Source organism: Paraglaciecola chathamensis S18K6 (assembly GCA_000314955.1).
In the GTDB taxonomy this organism is placed as follows: domain Bacteria; phylum Pseudomonadota; class Gammaproteobacteria; order Enterobacterales; family Alteromonadaceae; genus Paraglaciecola; species Paraglaciecola chathamensis.
Genome location: BAEM01000063.1, coordinates 17,203 through 38,550 on the forward strand (window position 1 = coordinate 17,203; position 21,348 = coordinate 38,550).

The window sequence follows — 21,348 nt, forward strand, 5'->3', positions numbered from 1 at the left end:
CTTCGATCCTTCGACTTCTATTTAAGTCTTGAAAATTTATTAACTTTCATTCTGTTCAAAGGCGATTCTTTTTACCTATTGAGCTAAAAAGGTATGAGAGGGCAACCCAATCTTCTCTCGTACTTCTTTATTAGCCACCCATTAAAGCTCATCCTTTGACAATCTCCTCAACGATTCACCTGAGTATAAATACCCACAACATTATTTAGCCAAGTTTAAATTACCTGAACTTATGGTTATTTTTAATCGGTTAAATAGAAGCCTTGTGAATATCATACGACTTAATTAAATTGCTAATGATTAATTATGATTGGAAAGGTTTACTTTTGAATAAATTGTGAATATATTGTTATTGCTCTGTTAGTGAAGTTTTTCAAATTCAAACTGCCGTGAATGGTTCGTTATATAGTGATTTGTTCTGCACCTTGGCCGGCGAGGTGCGGTAGAGCTCACACAAGAAAATTTGCTAATAGAGATGGGATAAAAGAAGCGGGACCACCGCCTTTAACAATAATAATTCGGCAAGTTTTAACGCTGTCGACGTATCTCTAGGAAGGACAATGAAATATACACTCAAACATAATCTATTATACGTGGCCTGCCTCTCGGCCTTGTATTCGGTCGGTGATGCTTACGCCCAGCCTTTGGCGGAAGAATCTGAGGTGGAAGTAGTTCAGGTACTTGGTATTCGGTCTTCTCTTTCTGGGGCCTTAGATAGAAAACGTGATGCAGCAAGTGTAGTTGATTCGATTACGGCTGAGGACTTAGGTAAGTTTCCTGATCAAAATATAGCTGAATCGTTACAGCGCGTCTCAGGTGTGTTTATCGACCGGCAGTCAGGCGAAGGCTCAAAAATTACTGTTCGAGGATTTGGACCCGAATTTAACACCGTACGCCTAAACAATCGAACAATTGCGACGATTGATGTCGGTGCAGTAGATATATTCTTTTCTAGTGTAAATTTGTCTCGTGCATTTGACTTCCAAGCCCTAGCGGCAGAAGTACTGACTGGCGCTGACGTAGTGAAAACACCTACATCAGATTTATGGGATGGCAGTCTAGGCGCAAGCATCAATATGCGTACTGCTCGTCCATTAGACAATATTGGTTTACATATGTCTGGCTCTGCACAAGGCAGATATCAAGATTTGGGTGAGGAATGGGGGCCACGTTTTTCAGGCATAGTAAGCAATACATTCGCAGATGACGAGATGGGGATTCTGCTCGCTGTGTCATATGAAGACCGCAGTTCGCGATTAGAAGAGTCGCGGGGAGGGCCATGGGCTTATTATAATGGCCCTACTGTAGACTCCGAAGAAACTGTTGAATTTAGATTTCCACAAGGAATGGGGCAAAGCTTTACTATTGATGATCGTAAGCGTTTAAGTGTTAGTAGCACGTATCAATTTGAGCCGAATGAAAATATGGGGATGACGGTTGATGCACTTTATGTAGATTTTAATAGAGAAACGACGACCCAAGGCATTAATGCGCCCTTGCAGTTCCCATTTTTCGCTGATGTTGAAGTGAATGAAAATGGCACCGCAACTTCTTTTACTAAGACATTTGGTCCAGTCGATTATCGATTTGAAGAGGGAGGTGGCGATAGTGAAACTGTGGCGCTCGGTTGGAATGGATATCTATATTCAGATAATGGCTTGTCATTTACCGCTGATGTGTCTTGGTCTCGCGCAGAAGCAACTAATGCTGCGACTCGATTGCAGCCAGCGATAAAAGATAATAACCCTTGGAACAATCCATTGCAGCCAGGAACTATTGATAATCCTTTGGCTGGACAAACTAGTCCTGACTTTCAGAATAATATCATTACATGGACAAATGGTGATGTACCATCTTGGTCTACTTCTCTCGACTTAGCTGACCCGGCAAATGCGAGAGCCCATGTAGCGTTAACCCCATCAATCGAATTAGAGGATGAAGTGTTGGAGGGGCGTTTTGACGTTAGCTATGAACTTGACCACGGTGCTTTGAGAGGCTTAAAGAGTGGGGCGTTCTACAGTGAGCGCACAAAATCAGCGTTGCCTTATAACTCTGGGATCTATCGTCCATCAAACCCCGACGGTCCGTTCGACCCAGGTTATACATCAGCAGGAACTTTGTTCGCTGACAACAACTTCGTTGCGCATTTCGATCCTACAGACGGTGTTCAAGCTCCTTGGGAATCCATCAATGTTCCTAATGGACCAAGACCAAACATGGGGGGGCGTTTCTTCTCTCTACCTGAAGATATTTTCACTTCGGTAACGGTTCCTGACCTATTAGGCGATTCGGGTGCTGATTTCCCGCGCTCATTTCTGTTAACGGATAAGGAAGGGTATTGTCAGGCAATAAGAGAAGGCTCAGGTAATAATGACGTTTGTTCTTCACAGGCTCGCCCAGATCTTGCTAGACGTGTCCAAGAGACTACATATGGCGCTTATGTAAGACTGGATTTGGATGGTGAATTTCAAGAATTTCCTTGGGCTGCGAATTTCGGCCTTAGGTATGTCGAAACTGAAACCACAGCTTCAGGGCCGTCGGTTGAGTTAATTCGTATCGATCCAGTTGACGCTGATGGAGCAACATCAGGATTAGATTACATCACTACGGAACGCCAGCAACTTTCGGCTGATAATTCCTATTCAAACTTACTACCAAGTGCGAATTTCAAATTGTCGCTCAGTGATAAGGTCGATTTTAGAGCTGCTGTATCAAAGGTTATTACTCGGCCGAACATGGGGTCTATTACACCCAATCAAAGTTTCAGTGGGCTGTTTGGACTGTCAAATCGTTCATCGAATAATACAGATCTTAAACCATTCGAAGCTTGGCAATATGATGGTTCCTTAGAATATTATGGTGACAATGGAAATGCGTTCTCTATATCCTTATTTTATAAAGACATAGACACATTCATTTCTGAAACAACTGAGCTTGTTCCTTCTGGTTTCAGTCATCCTGCTTTTGGAGAAATCATCTTTCGTGATACAGCTGAACGAAATCGTGATGGAGGCTCAATTCAAGGTTATGAGCTTGCTGGGCTAGTATATTTAGATTTCTTGCCGGGGTTTCTTAGCAATTCAGGAATTCAAGCCAACTATACGTTTGTAACCGGTCAAGACGATGAGGCTGCAATAGGCAATAATGCTTTACCCTTAGCGGCGACTCCTGGAACAGGCTTAGAAGGGTTCACACCTCACTCTTACAATTTAATCGCATTCTATGAAGACGAGAGTTTTTCGGCGAGAATATCTTGGAATTGGCGAGATAAATTTCTTGTGCGTCGCTCAGGGGGAGCCGGTATAGCTGAGCACTTTGATGACTACGGCCAGCTGGATTTAGGTTTTGGTTACACATTAAGCGAAAGTGTTAAATTGACGTTTGACGTTAGCAATGTGTTGGATGCTAATACTATCAGGTATGCTGATGTGCGAGAGCGGGTCATTTTGAATGAATACACTGGTCGCCGCGCATTATTAGGAGTGCGAGCTACATTTTAGTGTAAGCAATGAACCTGAATAATAGCTTTGCAAAAGAATCTATTTTGCAAAGCTTTATAGTTTTTAGAGTGTAAAAAAATACACCGATTTGTTATAGCTATGGGCAGTTTACTTAGTGATGGCTTGAGGGAATGCAGTTACTGATTTTTCTCACGCTATAGGCCTATCCTATAAATCACCCTGCTGTTTGGTGAATCTCAGTTCTGTAGGAATTCGAAAATAGACAGAAGAAAGTTTATCGGTCATTCATCTCTAGTAAGGATTGTTGGTATAGGGGTTAGCTGCTTGCAACATCGAGCAATGGTTTAGACAAAAATCTTTTTGGACAGAATTAACTCAGCAAAGGCCTTTGGCTTCTCATAACGAGTTATTCTCCTGGCGCGCCAAATTTCGCTGATTCCAAAAATCAAAAGATTTTTAAACGTTGGTTAGAGGCAGCGTTAGATGTAGTAAAAGCTTTCAGCGTTTCTAATTTTAATTTGACAGGTCATAAAAATGAAGGTTCAACTAAGCAAGAGATGATCAATAGTTATACACGAATGCTGAAGTGGTCAGCGCCTCGGTTAGAGTCCGAGAATATAGTGGCATCAGTGAAACACTATAATTGCTTTGCTAGGCGTTCTTTTTTTATTGCGTATGCAAAAAAGCGCTTAGTTTTGCTGTGCGAACACTTTCACTATTCTTTATTTCGATGAGGTACACATGGCTATCAAGCATATTTTAGTTTCTATAACCATGCTAGGGCTGCTAAATGTTGGTCTAGCAAAAAGTGCTAACGGTAAGGTTGAAAAAGAATTTTTTGCTGAAAATGGGTGGGGTGAAGGTGTAGCCGTTGTCCAGCATCCTTCTGGTGAGCACCTAAATGGAGTTACCTATGTTGCTTATCAAGGAGCGCAGGAAGATCCCTATGTCGCGGCATATGATCACAACACAAAGACTTGGACAGGGCCATTCAAAGCTGGAACCAGTCTCTTAGGTAAAGATCTGAGTAAAAAAATCGACAGTCACGGGAAACCAACACTCATTATTGATGGTGCAGGTTTTATTCATATCTTTTACGGCGGCCACGGTGGGGTTCAAGCACTACATGGTAAAAACGCGTTCGGCGAGGGTACTCACTCTGGCGAAAATAAGCATGCTGTATCGAGCAAACCTTTAGATATATCGAGCTGGGAAGATTTGGATAATATCCCTCCCTTCGGTACTTATAACCAAGCGATAAAAATGGATAACGGTGACATTTATCTGTTTTATCGCCATGGCGCACATCGAAGTGATTGGGTTTATCAAAAATCGGTAGATAATGGTCGTACATTTTCTGCTCCTATTTCGTTTTTAAAGTACAAACGTCGTGCGGACGACTTTGGAACAGACAGCTGGTACGCCTATGCTGCAAAAGGTTCAAATAGCGAAATAGTCATCGGTTTTGACTACCACTACTGTTGGGATAAAGATGCGCCTCGTAACAACCGTGGAGGGCATTCAACTGAGCGCAAAAATTTATACTTCGTCAAGTTTAATACGCAAACAAATGTATGGAGCAACGTTGAGGATGAACGTGTAGCCATCCCGCTCATTAAAGAAGTGGCTGACGAAAAAGCGTTGGTCGTCGATACGGAAGATTTGTGGACATTCAACGGAACCACAAAAGTTGATGCGCAAGGTAAACCACATATTGCTGCGTACATTGGTGAAGATATCGGATGGCAAATAGGTGGTCCTAAACATGCTACCCACTTCACTTGGAACGGGGAAAAGTGGGTAGGGCAGTTGGAAAGTGGGCTGCCCATTGGGCGTGGTGATTTCTTAACCGATGGAAACAATGTACGCTTTTTAATAAGCGGGATCGACCCTATAACGGAAAAGACTCGCGTGGGCTGGTGGCAAAGCGATGATTCAGGGATGAACTTTAGCAAAGGAGAAGATTTACTTCGTTTTGGCGATTTTACTGGTACGCCTGATAAACATGAGCAGCCGCGCCCTAAATCTTTAAGTAACCTAGATAGCCCTGGTTCAGCAGCAAGTTCATTCATTCGCAACGCGCATCCTGATGCCCGTATCATAGTGGCAGAGAAACCTGAACGAAGTAACTGGCGTAGAATGTACCTCGTCGGAGACAACGGCCCGATAAAGCGAGTTTACAAAGAGTAATCTTCATTTGATTACTCTATCTTGGAACAAACGTCATTGTGTGAAAGCAATAAGATTTGGTGTTTATCCATGTTGGCTCTTTGAATTTGCATGAGCCAACTGTTCTTGCCTCATTACTTTGAGGTCATAACCCTTAAAGTAACTTGACTACTCAACTGGTGAATATTTACTGCTTGAATGAGGAAAATTAAGCCGCCTGGAGTGACCACACTTTGCAGCTAGACGTCATAAACTATGGTGAGAAAGACTTTTTCATGGTCTGGGATGTAATCAAAGACTGATCTGCTAATACTAATCTAGCAGGACCCACAAAATTAATTAAAGACTCATCAAGTCGCGATACCCATTAGTATCAAAATGGAACCTAACGATAAGCTGATACTAACTTATAGCCTGAATATACAGCTATTGCCTACCTCAGCCATTGATATTATTGTTTAGATTTTTAGTCATGCTAACTGCGGTGCGACATAGCAATCTTCCCTTTGAGCCTTAGAAAAGTTTATGGAATTCAACATGGAAATAAAATAATGTCTAAAGATAAACATCCAACATTACAATTCGAGAAAGAAGCACATGTGGCGACATCAGCGTTTTTCAATATCGTTAACGCGTGGAATGTCAAACTTGAAGACCAGCTCATCTTACTAGGGCTTCATTCCACATCGGTTATTGATAACATGAAAGCAGGCAAAGTTACTAACTTATCAGATGATACTTTAAACCGTATCTCCTACATCATTCGTATTTACAAAGCTCTCGGCATTTTGTTTTCGGTGAAGGACCAAGCTCACGCATGGCCACGAAAGCCTAATGCGCATTTTAATAACGAATCTGCTTTAAAATACATGCTTAAAGGTAACGTGACTCATTTGAGTGATGTATGTAGATATCTTAACTCACAATATTTTTGATGAAGCGCAGAAGATGACCCGAGCTCAAATGAAGGGAATGCTAAGTCGTGGGTGGAAATTTGCCGCACCATCGTACTTGGTAATCTGGCTCAAATAGACGATAAGTTCGTAACACCTGCATCCTCTGGCGCTAGCGCTGCAGTCAATATATATCGCAACTACGAAAAAGGTTCAGTGTTAATATTTGATGAAGTAGAGCGCAGCACACTTGCTGATTTCACGGAGAAAAACTTTTAGTGACTAGAAGCAAAGACTCCTAGCGTTGTAATCTTTCTGTTTACAGCGCTGACGTACATCGAAATAATTTACCTACCTTATAGCCTTATAGCCTTAGGCCGTAAGGTAGGTGAAGTGTCATCTTCTTCGCTATTGCGAATATGCCTATTTTCAGTTTGAGCTATTGGTTTATAAGTGTGATTTGCAACGGTTACTTAAAATTTGTGGTGACGGGTCGTAACGTCCCTACGAATAACTTGGTGCAAATTGTGTTCAAAATGGCTTTCTATATATAGTTGAATCATAACTGTTCAAGAGATTTCATGAAGGGTCTGAAACTTGAGGGTAAGCTATTTATTTGCATGAACCGCAAACTAAGGCAGTGCAATTTGGGACTATCTTTCAAGTATCATATTTAACTTCATAGAAAATCATAACTTTGATGAGATATTCAAAGGTAGCTTTCAGCGTTTGTGCCCGCGCCATTCTTCATTCATTGATGAAATTAAAAGGGATAGGCCTTCATGAGGCTCAACTTCAAGGATTTGGCACAGCTCAATAAACTCTACGAGTTCAATTTTTCGCCTAGCTTGCTCAATCTTTCCCAAGATTGAGTGATGTTTTCCCCATTTTTCCGAGACCTCTCGCAAAGAAAGAGATTGTTCCTCACGATTGGTTTTTAACCACAATCGGAGTTTGTCGTAATGAGTAGAGTAAACGGAAGTTTTCATTGTCTCGATGATAGAGACAAAGTACAATGTCGCGAATTTCGAGACAACCTCATTTAACCGAGCAAAAAACTAATGCCCAAAAAAAAGTATGGTATTGATATGCATAACTTTTTACTCTCTCTTCAATTGAAAAGTTTTACTGTCACGTCTATTACAAGACATCTATTGGCCGCTTACTCTAATGAGTTTGATAAAAAAAAGAACGCCGCACAGTATGTTTATCGTCATCTTAAAACCTTAGAGCACGAAGGTATTATTACCTCTTTGTCCGGCGATAGCGGCAAAGCGATTGTTTTTAGTTGGTCTAAAAAATGTGATGAAGATACAGAATCGCAAAATGTTTTGCGGGGGCCTAGTAAAATTAATCAAGAGATCCTTTTTAAAATAAAAGAAAAAATCCGACGATATAAAGCAGAAATGCTCACTAATATAGGTGAAGCGGAGGCTTACTCAGAGTGGGTTAAGGAAATGCCTGACTTCGCGGAGGATGTAAAGTCCCATTATCAATACACTAGAGATCAAACAAAATTAATGCTCGGTAAAGTGAAAGCGTTTGAGCGTTTGCTTGTAGAGTATGAAACTCGCCAATGATAATACTAAGGAGGTGGCAACAAGAAGCAATTGAAGCAGCTTTGAGAAAGTTTGATAGACAGTTTTCTCACTTTTTATGTCTTGCTACTCCCGGAGCTGGTAAGACCGTAATGGCTTCCGCATTAGCAAATATCCTCATTGAAGAGGATAGAGTCGATCTAGTATTATGCTTTTCACCTTCGACAGTGGTTGCAAACGATTTCAAGGTTGAACTTGAAGCCCTTACTAAAAAGCGTTTTTGCGGAGGGCTTGGCGCAACAGGGTCTTCTCTTACTTATCAAAGTATGAGACATCTAGACGATACCTTCTGGACATTACTTGATACCTATCGAGTGCTCGTGATCTTTGATGAGATACATCATTGTGCTGGCAGTGAAGTAGGAAACGCTAATGCATGGGGAGCGGATATTTTGGAGAATATCCAAGGCAAGGCCTACTTTACTATTGCACTTACTGGTACTCCATGGAGAAGTGATACTATTCCAATTGCCCTTGCCAGCTATGTGGGAGAAAAAAATCAAATATATGTGGATTATAGATATGGTTTGAATCAGGCAATAAGAGACGGAGTTTGTCGATCTCCTCACCTTACAACACTCGATAATGAACTCATTAGGGTGATTGAAGATAACGAAAGTTTCAGTTTTACATCTATATCGGAGTTTTTGGATAAAAGTAACTTATCATATATTGATCTAATTGGGCATGATGAAGTCATTCGACAAATACTGAAAAGGGGTATCGCCAGGTTGAACAAAGAGAGGTTGCTGGCTTGTGATGCGGGAGGTCTTATTGTCGCCGCGTCGATATCCCATGCAAAACATATTCAACAATTGTTGAATAAATTAGGTGAAGCCAGCGAAGTGGTCACTTATCAGGAAAGTGACCCGGAAAGTCTCATACAGCAATTCAAACATAGTAGTCAAAAGTGGATTATATCTATTGGTATGATTAGCGAAGGAACTAACATACCCCGTTTAAGAGTTTGTTGTTATCTGTCTCTGGTCACGACGGAACTCTATTTCAGACAAGTATTAGGTCGTGTTTTAAGGGCGCAATATTCGCCTATTGAGACTGGCTACCTCATAATGCCTGCACATCCTCGCTTACTTGAGTTTTCTAATAGAATCGCAGAAGAAGTACCGCATTACGCAGTAATAAAATCATCTAGTACAAATGACAGTTGTGACTCAGAAGTTACTACCCCAAATGTAACTGAGGAGTCCAAGTCTCAGAGTAGTGGGATAGAAGCGCCTCCTGAAACCCTGTCAGCTGTCGAGATAAGAGAGGAATCACCTCAGGGGGCACTTACTTCCTGGTATGATTCAGCTATCGACTCTTTCGGTCGCTTTCAGCAAAAAATTTTTATGCTATGACTGTACGCCACAGTATCTTCTGGATCTCATAAACATTTTTTCATTAAGAGCTATTCTACAATGTATGCGATTTAATCGAACTTTGAAGCTACCGAAATCTGAACTTCATCTTAAACAAAAAGTGTGCATTATTAATGTTTGAAACTCGTTAGCAATAAATAGAGCGAAGTTACTAATCTGGCGATGCTGTAGCAATAATCTTATAAAATAATTCCATCTACAACACTTTAAGAGGAGCGCTTTCTAATACACGTCGTCGGTACGGCTATCTGCTAAACCGATTGCTAGAACTTGAGATAACAGAAGTGAAGCTGACAGCGAGCGGAATGCGTCTACCCTAGCTTCCTGAACAATAAACGATTGTTGACTCGTGTTTGCTAAGGGAGAAATAGGGCTATCGGTAATCGATAACACGGCAACTCCCCTATTGGCGGCTTGCGCTGCTAATTCACACGTGTTCGAAGAGTAAGGGCTGAAGCTGATTGCGATAAGTAAGTCACCACGCTCAACATTAGACATTTGTTCTTGGAACATACCACCTGTACCAGTGATCATGAATATTTTTTTATTAATATGGTTTAGAGCATAATGCAGGTATGTTGCGACTGTATGGGCACGGCCATTTCCGAGCAAAAAAATATGGCGCGCTTTGCTCATTAGGTCCACAGCTCTTTGAATATCTTCTCGCGAGACTGTTTCTTCAAGGTGACGTAGGGCGTCGCGGTTTGCTTTAGCAAAACGAGGCAGTAGTTCATCGCTTTTCCAGTCCTGTTGGCCTCGCATTAACTGAATACGATTGCTGTAATTACTAGTATTCTCTAATTTGTCTTCTTTTATAACTTGTTTTATTTCATTGAACCCGGTTAAACCTAGCCCTGAGGCGAACCTAATCATAGTAGACGGTGGCACATCAAGTTTTTCTGAAATAACAGCAATGGTTTCAAAAGCGACCATATTAGGATTTTCAAGTACAAACTTAGCCACTTGTTTAAGGCGTTTACTCATTGTCGGATAGCGTTCCTTGATCAGCTCTTGAAGCTCTACCCAATTTAGGCTTTTATCTGTATTACTAAAATTTTCGTTTTGATTACTCATGCAACTCACTTTGCTAATTTTGGCATCACTTATTATTGGCTAATGCTCTTTTGCAGCGCTTCTATAGATGTATTTAAACCGGCCTCAACTGACATGGTCAAATCCTCCATTTCCAATGAAACATAGTCGTTATATCCAGTCATACGAACGACAGAAAAAAATTCTTTCCACCACTTCAAATCCTGACCACAACCTACAGCGACATAGTTCCACGCCCGATTTGCTACGTCATCAATTTCTTTGGTTTCCATGATACCGTTGATTTCCACTAATCCACGTTCTAATCGAACATCTTTACCATGTACATGATGAATTGCATCACCTAAATTTCTAGCCGAAGCAATTGGATCTGCACCCATCCAGATTAGATGGCTGGGATCCAAGTTAAGACCAATCATAGGATCAACTGCATTGCGAAGTCTGAATAAAGTCTCAGGATTGTAAACTAACTGTGAGCTAAAATTTTCTAATGCTATCTTCTCCACACCATTTTCTTTTGCGTGAGCTACAAGTTCCTTCCAAAAGGGAATAGCTACCTCATTCCATTGGTAGTCAAGCATACTTTTAAGTACTGGGGGCCAACTTACTGTATATGTTATCCAGTTAGGTACTTTATCTTCTGCAGTAGCGGGCGGTAACCCACTCATCATAACAATTTTCTTAACTCCCAATAATCCAGCTAATTCCATGGTTTGAAACGCTACATTTTTGTGGTTTAAACCCATCTCCCCCGGATCTAACGGATTCCCTGAACAGTTCAGTGCTGCGATTTCCATACCACGAATATTTAAAGCCGACTGAAAACGAATTCTAGCGTTTTCGTCTTCTAGCAGCTCTTCCAAGTTCACATGGGGTGCTGACGACCAACCACCAGTGGTCATTTCAACAGCCATAATGCCGACGGATTTTAAATGATCCAGCATCGCTTCATAGTGCAAGTCCCCAAGGACATCTGTACAACATGATAGTTTCATTTTAGGGCTCTCATTATAAGGTTGATTTCGATAGGATGAAATAGATATTTCATCCTATCAATAGTTAGAGCGGAGCGCGCCCAGCGACTCATTATGGTTAGATCGAATTAGAATTGACCACGAAAACCCAAACCATATCGAGGACCGGTATTCCGATATAGAATAAATTGCTCGTCATACCTACCATGTTTGCGGATAGCTTCGTCAGTGATATTAGTACCTTCAATAAATACCGAGAAGTCGTCATTGAAGCGATAAGTTAACTGAAAGTCTACCTGTGAAAACTTTTCAGTAAATACGGGTTCAACGCCCGCTTTTGGATTGATTAGAAATTCTAGAAATTCATCACGCTCGCTCCATGATACGCGTGCTTCAATGGGACCTCTTTCGTAAAATAAAGTAGCATTCATCGAGTTTCCGAGCCCCGGTATTGCAAACAGAGTATTAACATCTGAATTGGCCTCGATCTCGGCATTGGAGTCTAAGAAAGTCGCGTTTGCTGAGAAGCCTAGTCCATCAAGCACACCGCTATCTAGTGCATATTGTACAGCGAGTTCCATGCCTTTTACGTCAGCCGTTTCGCTATTAAGTGGGCGTTGTACATTGAAGTCAATGGTCCCTGCTTCTGCATTTATCGCGGTGTCTTCCGAAATTAATGGTTGTTGAATATCAACCCCTTGGATTGTTACGACTTCGTTATCAGTAACGATAAAGTTTTGCACCTCTTTATTGAAAACTGCTAGGCTAACGTAATTAATATCTCCCCAGTAGTATTCGAACGATGCGTCCAAATTTATAGATGTATATGGTTTAAGGGCTACATTGCCTGCAACAGCGTTTAGAGACCCTGGACGTAGGTCAAGGTAGGAAAGGCGAGGAGCAAGGTCTTTTAGCTCGGGGCGAGTCATTGTTTCAGACACTGCGAGACGAACTACAAAATCTTCGGTTGGGTTGATTGTGAAACTCAAATTAGGCAGAATTTTGAGGTAATCATTCGTTTCGGTTTGAAAACCTGTCCCACTGGTATCAAATCCTGGGTTGTACTGTGTTCCGGTAGTTTGCGAAAGGCTAATCAGTTTTTGCTGACTTCCAACCGCTTCATCCTTAGTATAGACCAATCGGGCTCCTGTATTGAGTTTCCAAGGCATATCTTTAATTTCTCCTTGAAACAACATGTCGGCATACATCGCGAAAATGGTTTCGCTTACTTTATAGCTATCTGGCTGTTTCGTCCCTAAAAAACCACCTTCTTGTGCCGCAAAAGCTGCTTGCGAAGTACCTGGCTCGAAGCCAAAGTATTCGTCACGCGCATTGAAACCTTCTGTTGATGACTGCCAGTCGATGTAATCGTTTAAATTGAACGTATAGATATCACGGAATGTATTTGGAGATACACCCTCCAGTAGTCCAGATGTATCGTAATCAAGTAGTAAGTCGTTAGGCACATCAGTGATGAAGAAGCAGTATTGACAGAAAACATCAAACCCGGGACGGACTACATCTACAGTTTTTTCTTCATTAGAATAATTTAAGCCAAACTTCAATTTACTGAACATACCACCGTCATAGGGCTCGTAAACATTGTCCAAAGCAAATTGATACAAACTTGCGTCAACAGAGTTGCCGCCCGTGCCATCGCCAGCTTGATCTCCGAACTGTGCAACATGAGAGCGATAGCTGTCCCTATTGCGTAAACGATCCACAATTGAATTTGGGTAGATTACTTCAGCTTCAGATCCGGTGTTTAAAAAGTGAAAATCATCTGACGGATCATCAGGATCGTCTGTGAAACCCATAACAGCCTGGCCATTCCCTTTGCCTTGGGTTGCTTCAGAGTCTGAATAGCCAAAATCAAATACACTCGTTAGTTCATCATTTGCGATCCATTTTAGATTAAACCCAAGTGCTCTCGTTTCAGTTGGGCGACCTTCTAAACGATTTAGAATTCCCACTTCGGACGAAATATTTTGTTCGAGTACGGTGCCATTTGAGTTTAAGATAACATTTGACGTGGCATCCGGTGAACCAAACCAAGATCCAAGCATTGTTGCGGAAGAATTGACTTCAAATTTGTTATAAAAACCGTCGACGGTCAATAATAGCTCATCGGTCATATAGTGTTGAAAAACGCCTTGTACATTAATTCGTTCTCGTTCTTGCTCTCTTCGCCCGGTTTGAGTTTCACGGGGGATAAACGCAGTGGTTACACTATTTGGATTAGCGTTAACATCGTCAGCAAGGTTTACGCGGTCAATACTAGTAGGCAACCAACCGTTAGTATTGGTAAAATCTTCTTGAGATTTTCTGTTCTGATATGAGCCTGAAATTAAAATTCCTGTTTGTCCATCATTGAAACTTGTGGAATACAGCCCGAATAGTTGTGGTGTGGTTTCACCACTAGCTTCGTCATATAAGGCTTTAGCTGTAAATAACATAGTGCTTTCAGGCAACGAAAATGGTCGAGCGGTTTTTAAATTAATGGTCGCTCCGATGCCACCCTCCTGAAGTGAGGCTACACCAGACTTATATATCTCAGCCCCAGAAATAAGCTCTGCTGGATAAAGGTCGAAGCTAAACTCACGCCCTCCTGTTTCGGAAACAATACGACGTCCATTGACCAAGACTGTATTGAAGCTAGGACCGAAACCTCGTACGGTTACAAACTGTCCTTCACCGCCATTTCTATCGATGGCAATCCCTGGGATCCGCTGAAGCGATTCGGCTATGTTCATGTCTGGGAACTTGCCCAAGTCTTCAGCTGAAATAGCATCAACAACACCCGTTGATGAGCGTTTAATATCTTGGGCTTCGCTTAAGCTACGACGGATGCCTCTCACTTCAATTATTTCTGCTTGTGCAGCACTGGGCTCTACAGATTTATTTTCTTGCGCATTAGTGCTGGCGGAACTAATGGCGGCGGTGATACAGCAGGCTAATAGTGTTTTATTGTAACCGAATCTCATAGGGTGTCTCCTGAATGACTCTTTTTGTAAATTTTAATGAATTACTTATGTGTTCGAGTAGAGCAAGTTTGTAGGGGTGAACATCATTACATTATTTTTACAAAAATATATTTCATTAGTCAAACAAAAAGAAATAAATATTTCACAATAGGTTAACAATATCTTTTCTTTTGGCTCAATGAGGTTATCAAGAATGTAAGTTAAATAGGACTTTACGATTAATGTCCGTTTTTATTGGACGTTATGCTCCCCTGAGAAAATATTATTATTATGAAATATAAATTTCGTTTGAAATGATTATTGAATTAGTTTATTTTTTAATGGTTAATAAAATGTAATTTAAGTTTTAAATAATATCGAAGAAAAAAGTTTTGCTTGATGTTACTGACCTATCGTTCGGTAATATTCCATCTGCATAACTTTTCGCGGCTAACAGGTAGTTTTAACTATTCTGTAGGTCGATTGGTATAACATTGGAGATCACTATAGTGAGCGAAGTACAGGAATTTGAAAATACCCCCGTGGCTGCCAATAGATTGGAGCCGGCCCGCCATTTTGCAGCCAGTTACGCTGGGGAGCATGTCGCTGGGACTGAATTTGTGATAGGCGCACTGTTTGTATCTCTCGGGGTTTCTACTTACGACATATTTATTGGATTGTTGATTGGTAACTTACTTGCTGTTCTTACATGGGCTTGGATTTGTGCCCCTATTGCTGTTCGCACTCGCCTTACTTTATATGCGTACTTAGAAAAAGTGGCAGGGCCGGGTGTTGTCAAGATATACAGTATTATAAACGGCATTTTGTTCGTTATTATTGCTGGAGCCATGATAACAGTGTCTGCCTCGGCCGTTAGAATTCCATTTAATATCCCTCCGCAGATCACATGGTATCCAAACAGTTTTGCTTTTGTCCTTGTGGCCGTTGTCGTAGGAGCGGTAATCGGCTATGTCGCAATTAAAGGTTTTAAAAAAGTAGCTCAGTTCGCTGCTGTATGCGCACCTTGGATGATCTTAATGTTTTTAATTGGGGGCATTGGTGCACTGCCGATCCTGATTGCCAACAGCAGCTCGGTCGATGCGATCACTAGTATTCAAGATTTTATTATTATCGGTGATTCCTTCATATGGCTAGAAGTAGATAATGGGATAGGGATCTGGCACGTAGCTGCTTTTGCTTGGGTATGTAATTTGCCGATGCACGGAGCTATGTCAGATATGACGATTTTACGATATGCGCGCAAGTCCTCATATGGCTATCTTTCTGCATTAGGTATGTTCATTGGTCATTACATGGCTTGGATATGCGCTGGAATTATGGGCGCAGCCGCGGCTTTAATTTTGAAAACGACGATAAACCAACTAGATGCTGGAGAAGTCGCTTATCAAACACTTGGTTGGGTGGGAATATTAGCCGTTGTAATTGCAGGATGGACTACATCTAATCCAACCATTTACCGTGCAGGGTTGGCATTTCAATCGCTGAATCCAAAGTGGTGTCGGGTGAAGGTAACAGCTATCGTAGGTGTCTTTACCACTATTATCGCCTGTTTCCCCTTCGCTTTTTCACACATGCTCGACTTTCTTGGAATTATGGGCCTGGTCATTGCGCCCGTCGGTGCCATATTAGTTGCTGAACATTGGTTGTTATCTAAACTGGGTATGACCCCTTATTGGAATGCTTACAGAGGAGCAAATATCAATGGTCCCGCTCTTATGGCTTGGGTTATCTCACTCGCGGTAGCGTTTTTACTAAACTCCATGCTGGATGTTCATTTATTCTTTTTACTACTACCCACTTGGATTGTTGCAACCGGAGGTTATTTAATCATGGCCGCTTACGCGGGGGCACGGGTTAGTTATCCGCAACAGGTTGCTAGAGAAGAAGCTGCGTATCGTCAGCGTCTAGCTGAGGAGCGCGAATTCTTTTCTCACGATGTTGTAGTAGAGCAGGCGACAAACAAAGATTTGCACAGCGATGGTTTTATTGGAATAGCCCGTTTCATCGCGATTGGTTCGCTTGTTGTTTGTGCTGCACTGGCTATCTGGGTTTATATCAAAGGTCCTGATTATCTGGAAGCGTTTCAGGCGTTGTTGGTTGTGCCGACACTACTGTATTTTGTATCAGGTACATATTGGTTCACAAAAAAAGAGTGTGCTGAGACAAAGGAAACGGAGAAATTTACCGACACACCTCTTTCAGCCCAGAACAGTCAGCATGGTACGCAGGAAAACCGGGTGTGATTTTTCGGTTTTTACTGCTGCATTTAATATTGGGGAGTTTCTCCAGTTGCGGCAAACAGCAAGCTGATTGAATGTCGAGTGAGTCTGAAAGTGCCACTACTGCAAAGAACATAGGTACATAAGCGCTGTTTGTACCTTTTCTAACCCTATAGGTTCAATTTTTTATTAAAAGTGAATTTTATGGCGCGTAGGCAAACTTTGCCTTTCTAGGGGGGGCGGCGGTTCACAAGTTTGCTCAGATTAATAACACACCTTATGTCTTATCGGCTCTGACTGATACGTAGAGGGAGGTGAGTCTATGTTATCTCAGGGGGAACGTTATGAAGCTTAAGTGGCTAAAGCGGACGCAGTCGTTTAACCCTCAGACATAAGCTTTCATATACTTCTTTCAATCTAATGGAAATATGCGTTTAAAGGTGAGGGGTAACCCTTTGATTTGTGTTAATAGCGACGTAATTTATTAGCTGAAGTATAAACTTTATGCGCTGTCATGACAGCGATTGGTAGACATGCCAGCCGTCCGATCAAGGTTAAATATGATTTTTTAGAGCTAGTAGAATAACAAATATATTACAATTGAAATAAATATTCCCTTTCAGGCTAATCTATAACTTGTTGATTAATATAATATTAAATTCATAAATTCACGAAATGCGAATGAAATATAAATTTCAGTAAAATTAACTTGAAATAAATATTTCATTTAATTATCATCATAAAATATTAACAACCAACGTGAAATTGCCTTTTAAGCACGTTGCCAGCATCGTGAAACATCGTTGCTAGAGAGGAAATAAAAATGAGCAATAGAGATAAAAAACTAGACTTAATTTGTATGGGACGAGTCGCAGTCGACCTATATGGACAACAGATTGGTGCGCGTTTAGAAGATGAAGCTACATTTGCCAAATATCTTGGGGGATCGTCAGGAAACGTTGCTTATGGGACTGCACGTCTAGGCCTATCTTCCTCCATGCTTGCGCGCGTAGGTGACGAACACATGGGGCGATTCCTGCGTGAAGAGCTCACTCGGGTAGGTGTAGATACCAGTAATCTAATTACTGATCCGGAGCGCCTGACGGCACTAGTGATACTTGGTTTAAAGGATGAAGACACTTTTCCACTGATTTTTTACCGTGATAATTGTGCAGACATGGCAATCACGCCAGAGGATGTTAAAGAAGATTATATTGCCTCTGCTCGAGCATTGGCGATAACCGGTACACATTTGTCTAATCCCCAGACTCGGGAAGCTGTGCTCACGGCATTAAATTATGCTCGCCGCAATGATGTTAAACGTGCCTTGGATATTGATTACCGGCCAGTACTATGGGGACTGACAAGCCCTGGTGATGGAGAGACTCGCTTTATTCCTTCGTCCGAAGTCACCGCGAAACTTCAAGCTGTGCTTGGGCACTTCGACTTGATAGTTGGAACTGAAGAAGAGTTTCATATCGCCGGTGGATCCACTGATACGATCACTGCATTACGCGCCGTGCGCGAACATTCTGCAGCCACTCTTGTTTGCAAGCGAGGGCCCCTAGGATGTGCCGTTTTTGAAGGGGACATACCGAACGACCTCGATGACGGCATTAATATCATTGGAGTTCAGGTCCAGGTAATGAATGTACTAGGCGCTGGAGATGCTTTTATGTCAGGGCTACTTCGCGGATATTTGAATGGCGAAGGTTGGCAAAAAGCTTGTAGTTACGCAAATGCCTGTGGAGCTTTAGTGGTTTCCCGTCATGGATGTGCACCCGCTATGCCTAGCGCCGAAGAGTTAGACGACTACCTTAGACGCACTGAATTAGTACCTCGCCCTGACTTGGATAAACGATTACAGCATTTACACCGGGTGACAACTCGTGATCGGGGGTGGCAAGAGTTGAATATATTAGCGTTTGACCACCGCAGTCAATTAGAAAAAATGTCTATTGAGGCAAACGCTGACCTTACGCAGCTCCCTATTTTGAAAAACTTGATTCTACGTGCTGCTCAGGAATCCCGAGAAGAACTGAATTTGCAGGGAAAAATAGGCGTTTTTATTGACGGAACCTATGGCCAGTCTGCGCTAAATGAAATTAGCGGTCAGGGGTGGTGGGTTGCACGGCCTATTGAGCTTCCTGGTTCACGACCATTGAGGCTCGAACATGGCAATATTGGTAGTCAACTGGTGAGCTGGCCAATTGAGCAAATAGTAAAATGCCTAGTTTTCTATCATCCTGACGATACGGCTGAAATGCGACTCGAACAAGAAAACTTAGTACGTGAAGTGTATCAGGCCTGTTGTCAGTCAGGGCATGATTTGTTGCTAGAGGTTATTTTGCCTACTGATAAACCTCGTTCTGACGAGCATTACATACGTACTCTTACCCGTTTCTATCATCTAGGCATAAAACCAGATTGGTGGAAGTTACCACCTTTAAATGCAGTATCTTGGGAGCGAATAGAAAAGCTAGTCAACGAATATGACCCTCACTGTCACGGTATCGTGATATTAGGATTAGATGCTTCGATGGAAGCATTGGAAAATGGTTTTAATCAAGCTGCAAATAGCAAAATGGTCAAGGGCTTCGCGGTCGGACGCTCTATCTTTAGTGAGCCTTCAAAAGCTTGGTTGTCTGGTGATATTAGTGATGATGAAGTGGTTACCCGAATAAAATCTAACTACTGTCATCTTGTAAATACGTGGAACAAGCGCGCGCTTTAGCCCGCTAACATAGAAATTGAGGATTGCGAGATGTCTAACACTGTTCGCTTAACCATGGCCCAAGCTGTGGTCAAATACATGATGGCTCAAAAGGTTGAACTTGAAGGTGAGATAATGCCTATGTTCGCTGGTGTCTGGGCTATTTTCGGACATGGAAATGTGGCTGGATTAGGGGAGGCTCTATATCAAGTAAAAGACGAGCTTTCAACCTATAGAGCTCACAATGAGCAGGCGATGGCACATTCAGCGATTGCTTATGCTAAAACCTTGAATCGGCAGCAAATGATGGCATGCACTGCGTCGGCAGGCCCGGGGTCAACGAATATGGTCACGGCAGCCGCCGTAGCTCACGTGAATAGAATTCCTGTACTATTTTTGCCTGGCGATACTTTTGCCACGCGTATGCCAGATCCGGTATTACAACAGTTAGAAACCTATCATGATCATACGATGACTACAAATGACTGTTTCAAACCCGTGAGTCGTTTCTTCGATCGAATTACTCGACCAGAGCAGCTTTTAACATCTTTGCCTCAGGCAATGCGAGTGTTAACCGATCCTGTAGAGTGCGGTCCTGTGACATTATCATTACCCCAAGATATTCAGACTATGGCGTATGACTATCCTGAACACTTTTTCGCTGGAAAGGTTCATCGTCTACGCCGCCAGTTAGCCGATGAAGTCGAATTGAAAGAAGCAATTGAACTGATTAAGGCTAGTAAAAAGCCATTGTTGATAGCAGGTGGTGGAATACATTATTCGGACGCATTGCACGCGCTAGATTCGCTGGTGACACAATGTTCTATACCCGTGGGAGAGACTCAGGCAGGTAAAGGCGCTTTGCCTTGGGATCATTCACAAAATATGGGGTCTATCGGGGTTACTGGTGCCGCCTCTACTAATCAACTAGCTGCTGATGCAGATTTAATTATTGCTGTTGGGACACGATTAGGAGATTTCACTTCAGGTTCCAGAACCATGATCAATCCGCGAGCAAAACTACTATCGATAAATGTTGCGTCATTTGACTCAATTAAACATTACGCAAAGCCCCTAGTGGCAGATGCAAAGTTAACTTTAAACTGGCTTAAAAGTCGTCTTAGCGACTGGGAATCAAGCAATAATTGGCAGCAGCAGAGTCAATTAGCTAAAAGTGCTTGGGATAGTTACGTTGATAACGCTACAGCTAACAAAAATATGTTGCCTCTTACCGATCCTGAAGCGGTAGGGGCAGTTAACCGAGCAGCAGGGGAAGAAGACATTGTGGTATGTGCTGCGGGGGGATTACCCGGCGAGTTACAAAAGTTGTGGCGTACTCGCTTTAGCCGTGGCTACCACATGGAGTATGGCTTTTCTTGCATGGGATATGAAATTGCAGGAGGGTTAGGTGCAAAAATGGCGAAACCTAACTCAGAAGTTTTTGTAATGGTGGGTGATGGCTCTTACTTGATGCTCAACTCTGAAATAGCTACTTCTGTCATGCTTGGCTTTAAAATAGTCGTGGTGGTTTTAGACAACAGGGGTTACGGCTGTATTCATCGATTGCAGGAGTTCTGTGGTGGCCCTGGCTTCAACAATTTATTGGATGACTGCCTAACTGTGGAAGAAGGGGCACCAAAAGTGGATTTCGCTGCCCATGCGAAATCCTTAGGGGCTAATTCTGAAAAAGTTCGGAGTATCAATGAGCTTGAAGCTGCACTTACTCGTGCCAAAGAATCTCCTATCTCTTATGTTATTACGCTAGACACCGACCCCTTAAAAGTGAGTGAAGAGGGGGGATTCTGGTGGGATGTTGCTGTTCCCGAGGTCTCACCCCGCGAAGAGGTACGGGATGCTCGAAATTTCTACGAAGCACAAAAAATAAAACAACTTAAGAACCTGTAA

At 42.2% G+C, this 21,348-nt stretch carries 13 protein-coding genes; 9 read left to right on the top strand and 4 right to left on the bottom strand.

Going from position 1 to position 21,348, the window contains the following annotated elements:
• Positions 1–560 precede the first annotated feature (560 nt).
• The 4 genes from GCHA_RS21715 to GCHA_RS21730 all read left to right on the top strand — a co-directional run bounded on the left by GCHA_RS21715 (position 561) and on the right by GCHA_RS21730 (position 6,802).
• Entirely contained in the window at positions 561–3,500 is a 2,940-nt protein-coding gene (locus tag GCHA_RS21715; RefSeq protein ID WP_007992184.1) for a TonB-dependent receptor, read from the top strand.
• 702 nt (positions 3,501–4,202) lie between these two features.
• Complete coding sequence (locus GCHA_RS21720) at positions 4,203–5,651, top strand: BNR-4 repeat-containing protein (protein ID WP_007992186.1); 1,449 nt, start codon at positions 4,203–4,205, stop codon at positions 5,649–5,651.
• Between the two features lie 530 nt (positions 5,652–6,181).
• On the top strand, positions 6,182–6,565 hold the full coding sequence (locus GCHA_RS21725; RefSeq protein ID WP_007992188.1) for an MbcA/ParS/Xre antitoxin family protein: 384 nt from the start codon (positions 6,182–6,184) through the stop codon (positions 6,563–6,565).
• Between the two features lie 51 nt (positions 6,566–6,616).
• Entirely contained in the window at positions 6,617–6,802 is a 186-nt protein-coding gene (locus GCHA_RS21730; protein WP_007992192.1) for a hypothetical protein, read from the top strand.
• A gap of 443 nt (positions 6,803–7,245) precedes the next feature.
• Here GCHA_RS21730 and GCHA_RS21735 read toward each other — a convergent pair whose 3' ends face one another.
• Positions 7,246–7,512, bottom strand: coding sequence for a helix-turn-helix domain-containing protein (locus GCHA_RS21735; RefSeq protein ID WP_039992906.1), 267 nt, complete (start codon positions 7,510–7,512; stop codon positions 7,246–7,248).
• Positions 7,513–7,584: 72 nt separating this feature from the next.
• Here GCHA_RS21735 and GCHA_RS21740 point away from each other — a divergent pair, with 72 nt between their 5' ends.
• Both GCHA_RS21740 and GCHA_RS21745 read left to right on the top strand, forming a co-directional pair.
• The gene (locus GCHA_RS21740; protein WP_318249030.1) at positions 7,585–8,103 is read left to right on the top strand and encodes a VspR family transcription factor; all 519 of its coding nucleotides are present in this window, start codon (positions 7,585–7,587) and stop codon (positions 8,101–8,103) included.
• The gene (locus tag GCHA_RS21745; protein WP_007992198.1) at positions 8,100–9,479 is read left to right on the top strand and encodes a DEAD/DEAH box helicase; all 1,380 of its coding nucleotides are present in this window, start codon (positions 8,100–8,102) and stop codon (positions 9,477–9,479) included. Before GCHA_RS21740 ends, GCHA_RS21745 begins: the two co-directional genes overlap by 4 nt.
• A 243-nt stretch (positions 9,480–9,722) precedes the next feature.
• Here GCHA_RS21745 and GCHA_RS21750 read toward each other — a convergent pair whose 3' ends face one another.
• From GCHA_RS21750 to GCHA_RS21760, 3 genes are all read right to left on the bottom strand, one after another.
• On the bottom strand, positions 9,723–10,574 hold the full coding sequence (locus tag GCHA_RS21750; RefSeq protein WP_007992200.1) for a MurR/RpiR family transcriptional regulator: 852 nt from the start codon (positions 10,572–10,574) through the stop codon (positions 9,723–9,725).
• 32 nt (positions 10,575–10,606) lie between these two features.
• Complete coding sequence (locus tag GCHA_RS21755) at positions 10,607–11,548, bottom strand: sugar phosphate isomerase/epimerase family protein (protein WP_007992202.1); 942 nt, start codon at positions 11,546–11,548, stop codon at positions 10,607–10,609.
• Positions 11,549–11,655: 107 nt separating this feature from the next.
• Positions 11,656–14,511, bottom strand: a complete 2,856-nt coding sequence (locus GCHA_RS21760) for a TonB-dependent receptor (protein WP_007992204.1) — start codon at positions 14,509–14,511, stop codon at positions 11,656–11,658.
• Between the two features lie 488 nt (positions 14,512–14,999).
• Between GCHA_RS21760 and GCHA_RS21765 the strand changes: the two genes are divergently transcribed.
• The 3 genes from GCHA_RS21765 (at position 15,000) to iolD (ending at position 21,348) form a co-directional block, all read left to right on the top strand.
• Positions 15,000–16,754, top strand: coding sequence for a purine-cytosine permease family protein (locus GCHA_RS21765; protein ID WP_007992206.1), 1,755 nt, complete (start codon positions 15,000–15,002; stop codon positions 16,752–16,754).
• 799 nt (positions 16,755–17,553) lie between these two features.
• On the top strand, positions 17,554–19,464 hold the full coding sequence (locus tag GCHA_RS21770; RefSeq protein WP_007992208.1) for a bifunctional 5-dehydro-2-deoxygluconokinase/5-dehydro-2-deoxyphosphogluconate aldolase: 1,911 nt from the start codon (positions 17,554–17,556) through the stop codon (positions 19,462–19,464).
• Positions 19,465–19,494: 30 nt separating this feature from the next.
• Positions 19,495–21,348 carry a 3D-(3,5/4)-trihydroxycyclohexane-1,2-dione acylhydrolase (decyclizing) gene (gene iolD, locus GCHA_RS21775; RefSeq protein WP_007992210.1) on the top strand — a complete coding sequence of 618 codons (1,854 nt, stop codon included), beginning with the start codon at positions 19,495–19,497 and terminating at the stop codon, positions 21,346–21,348.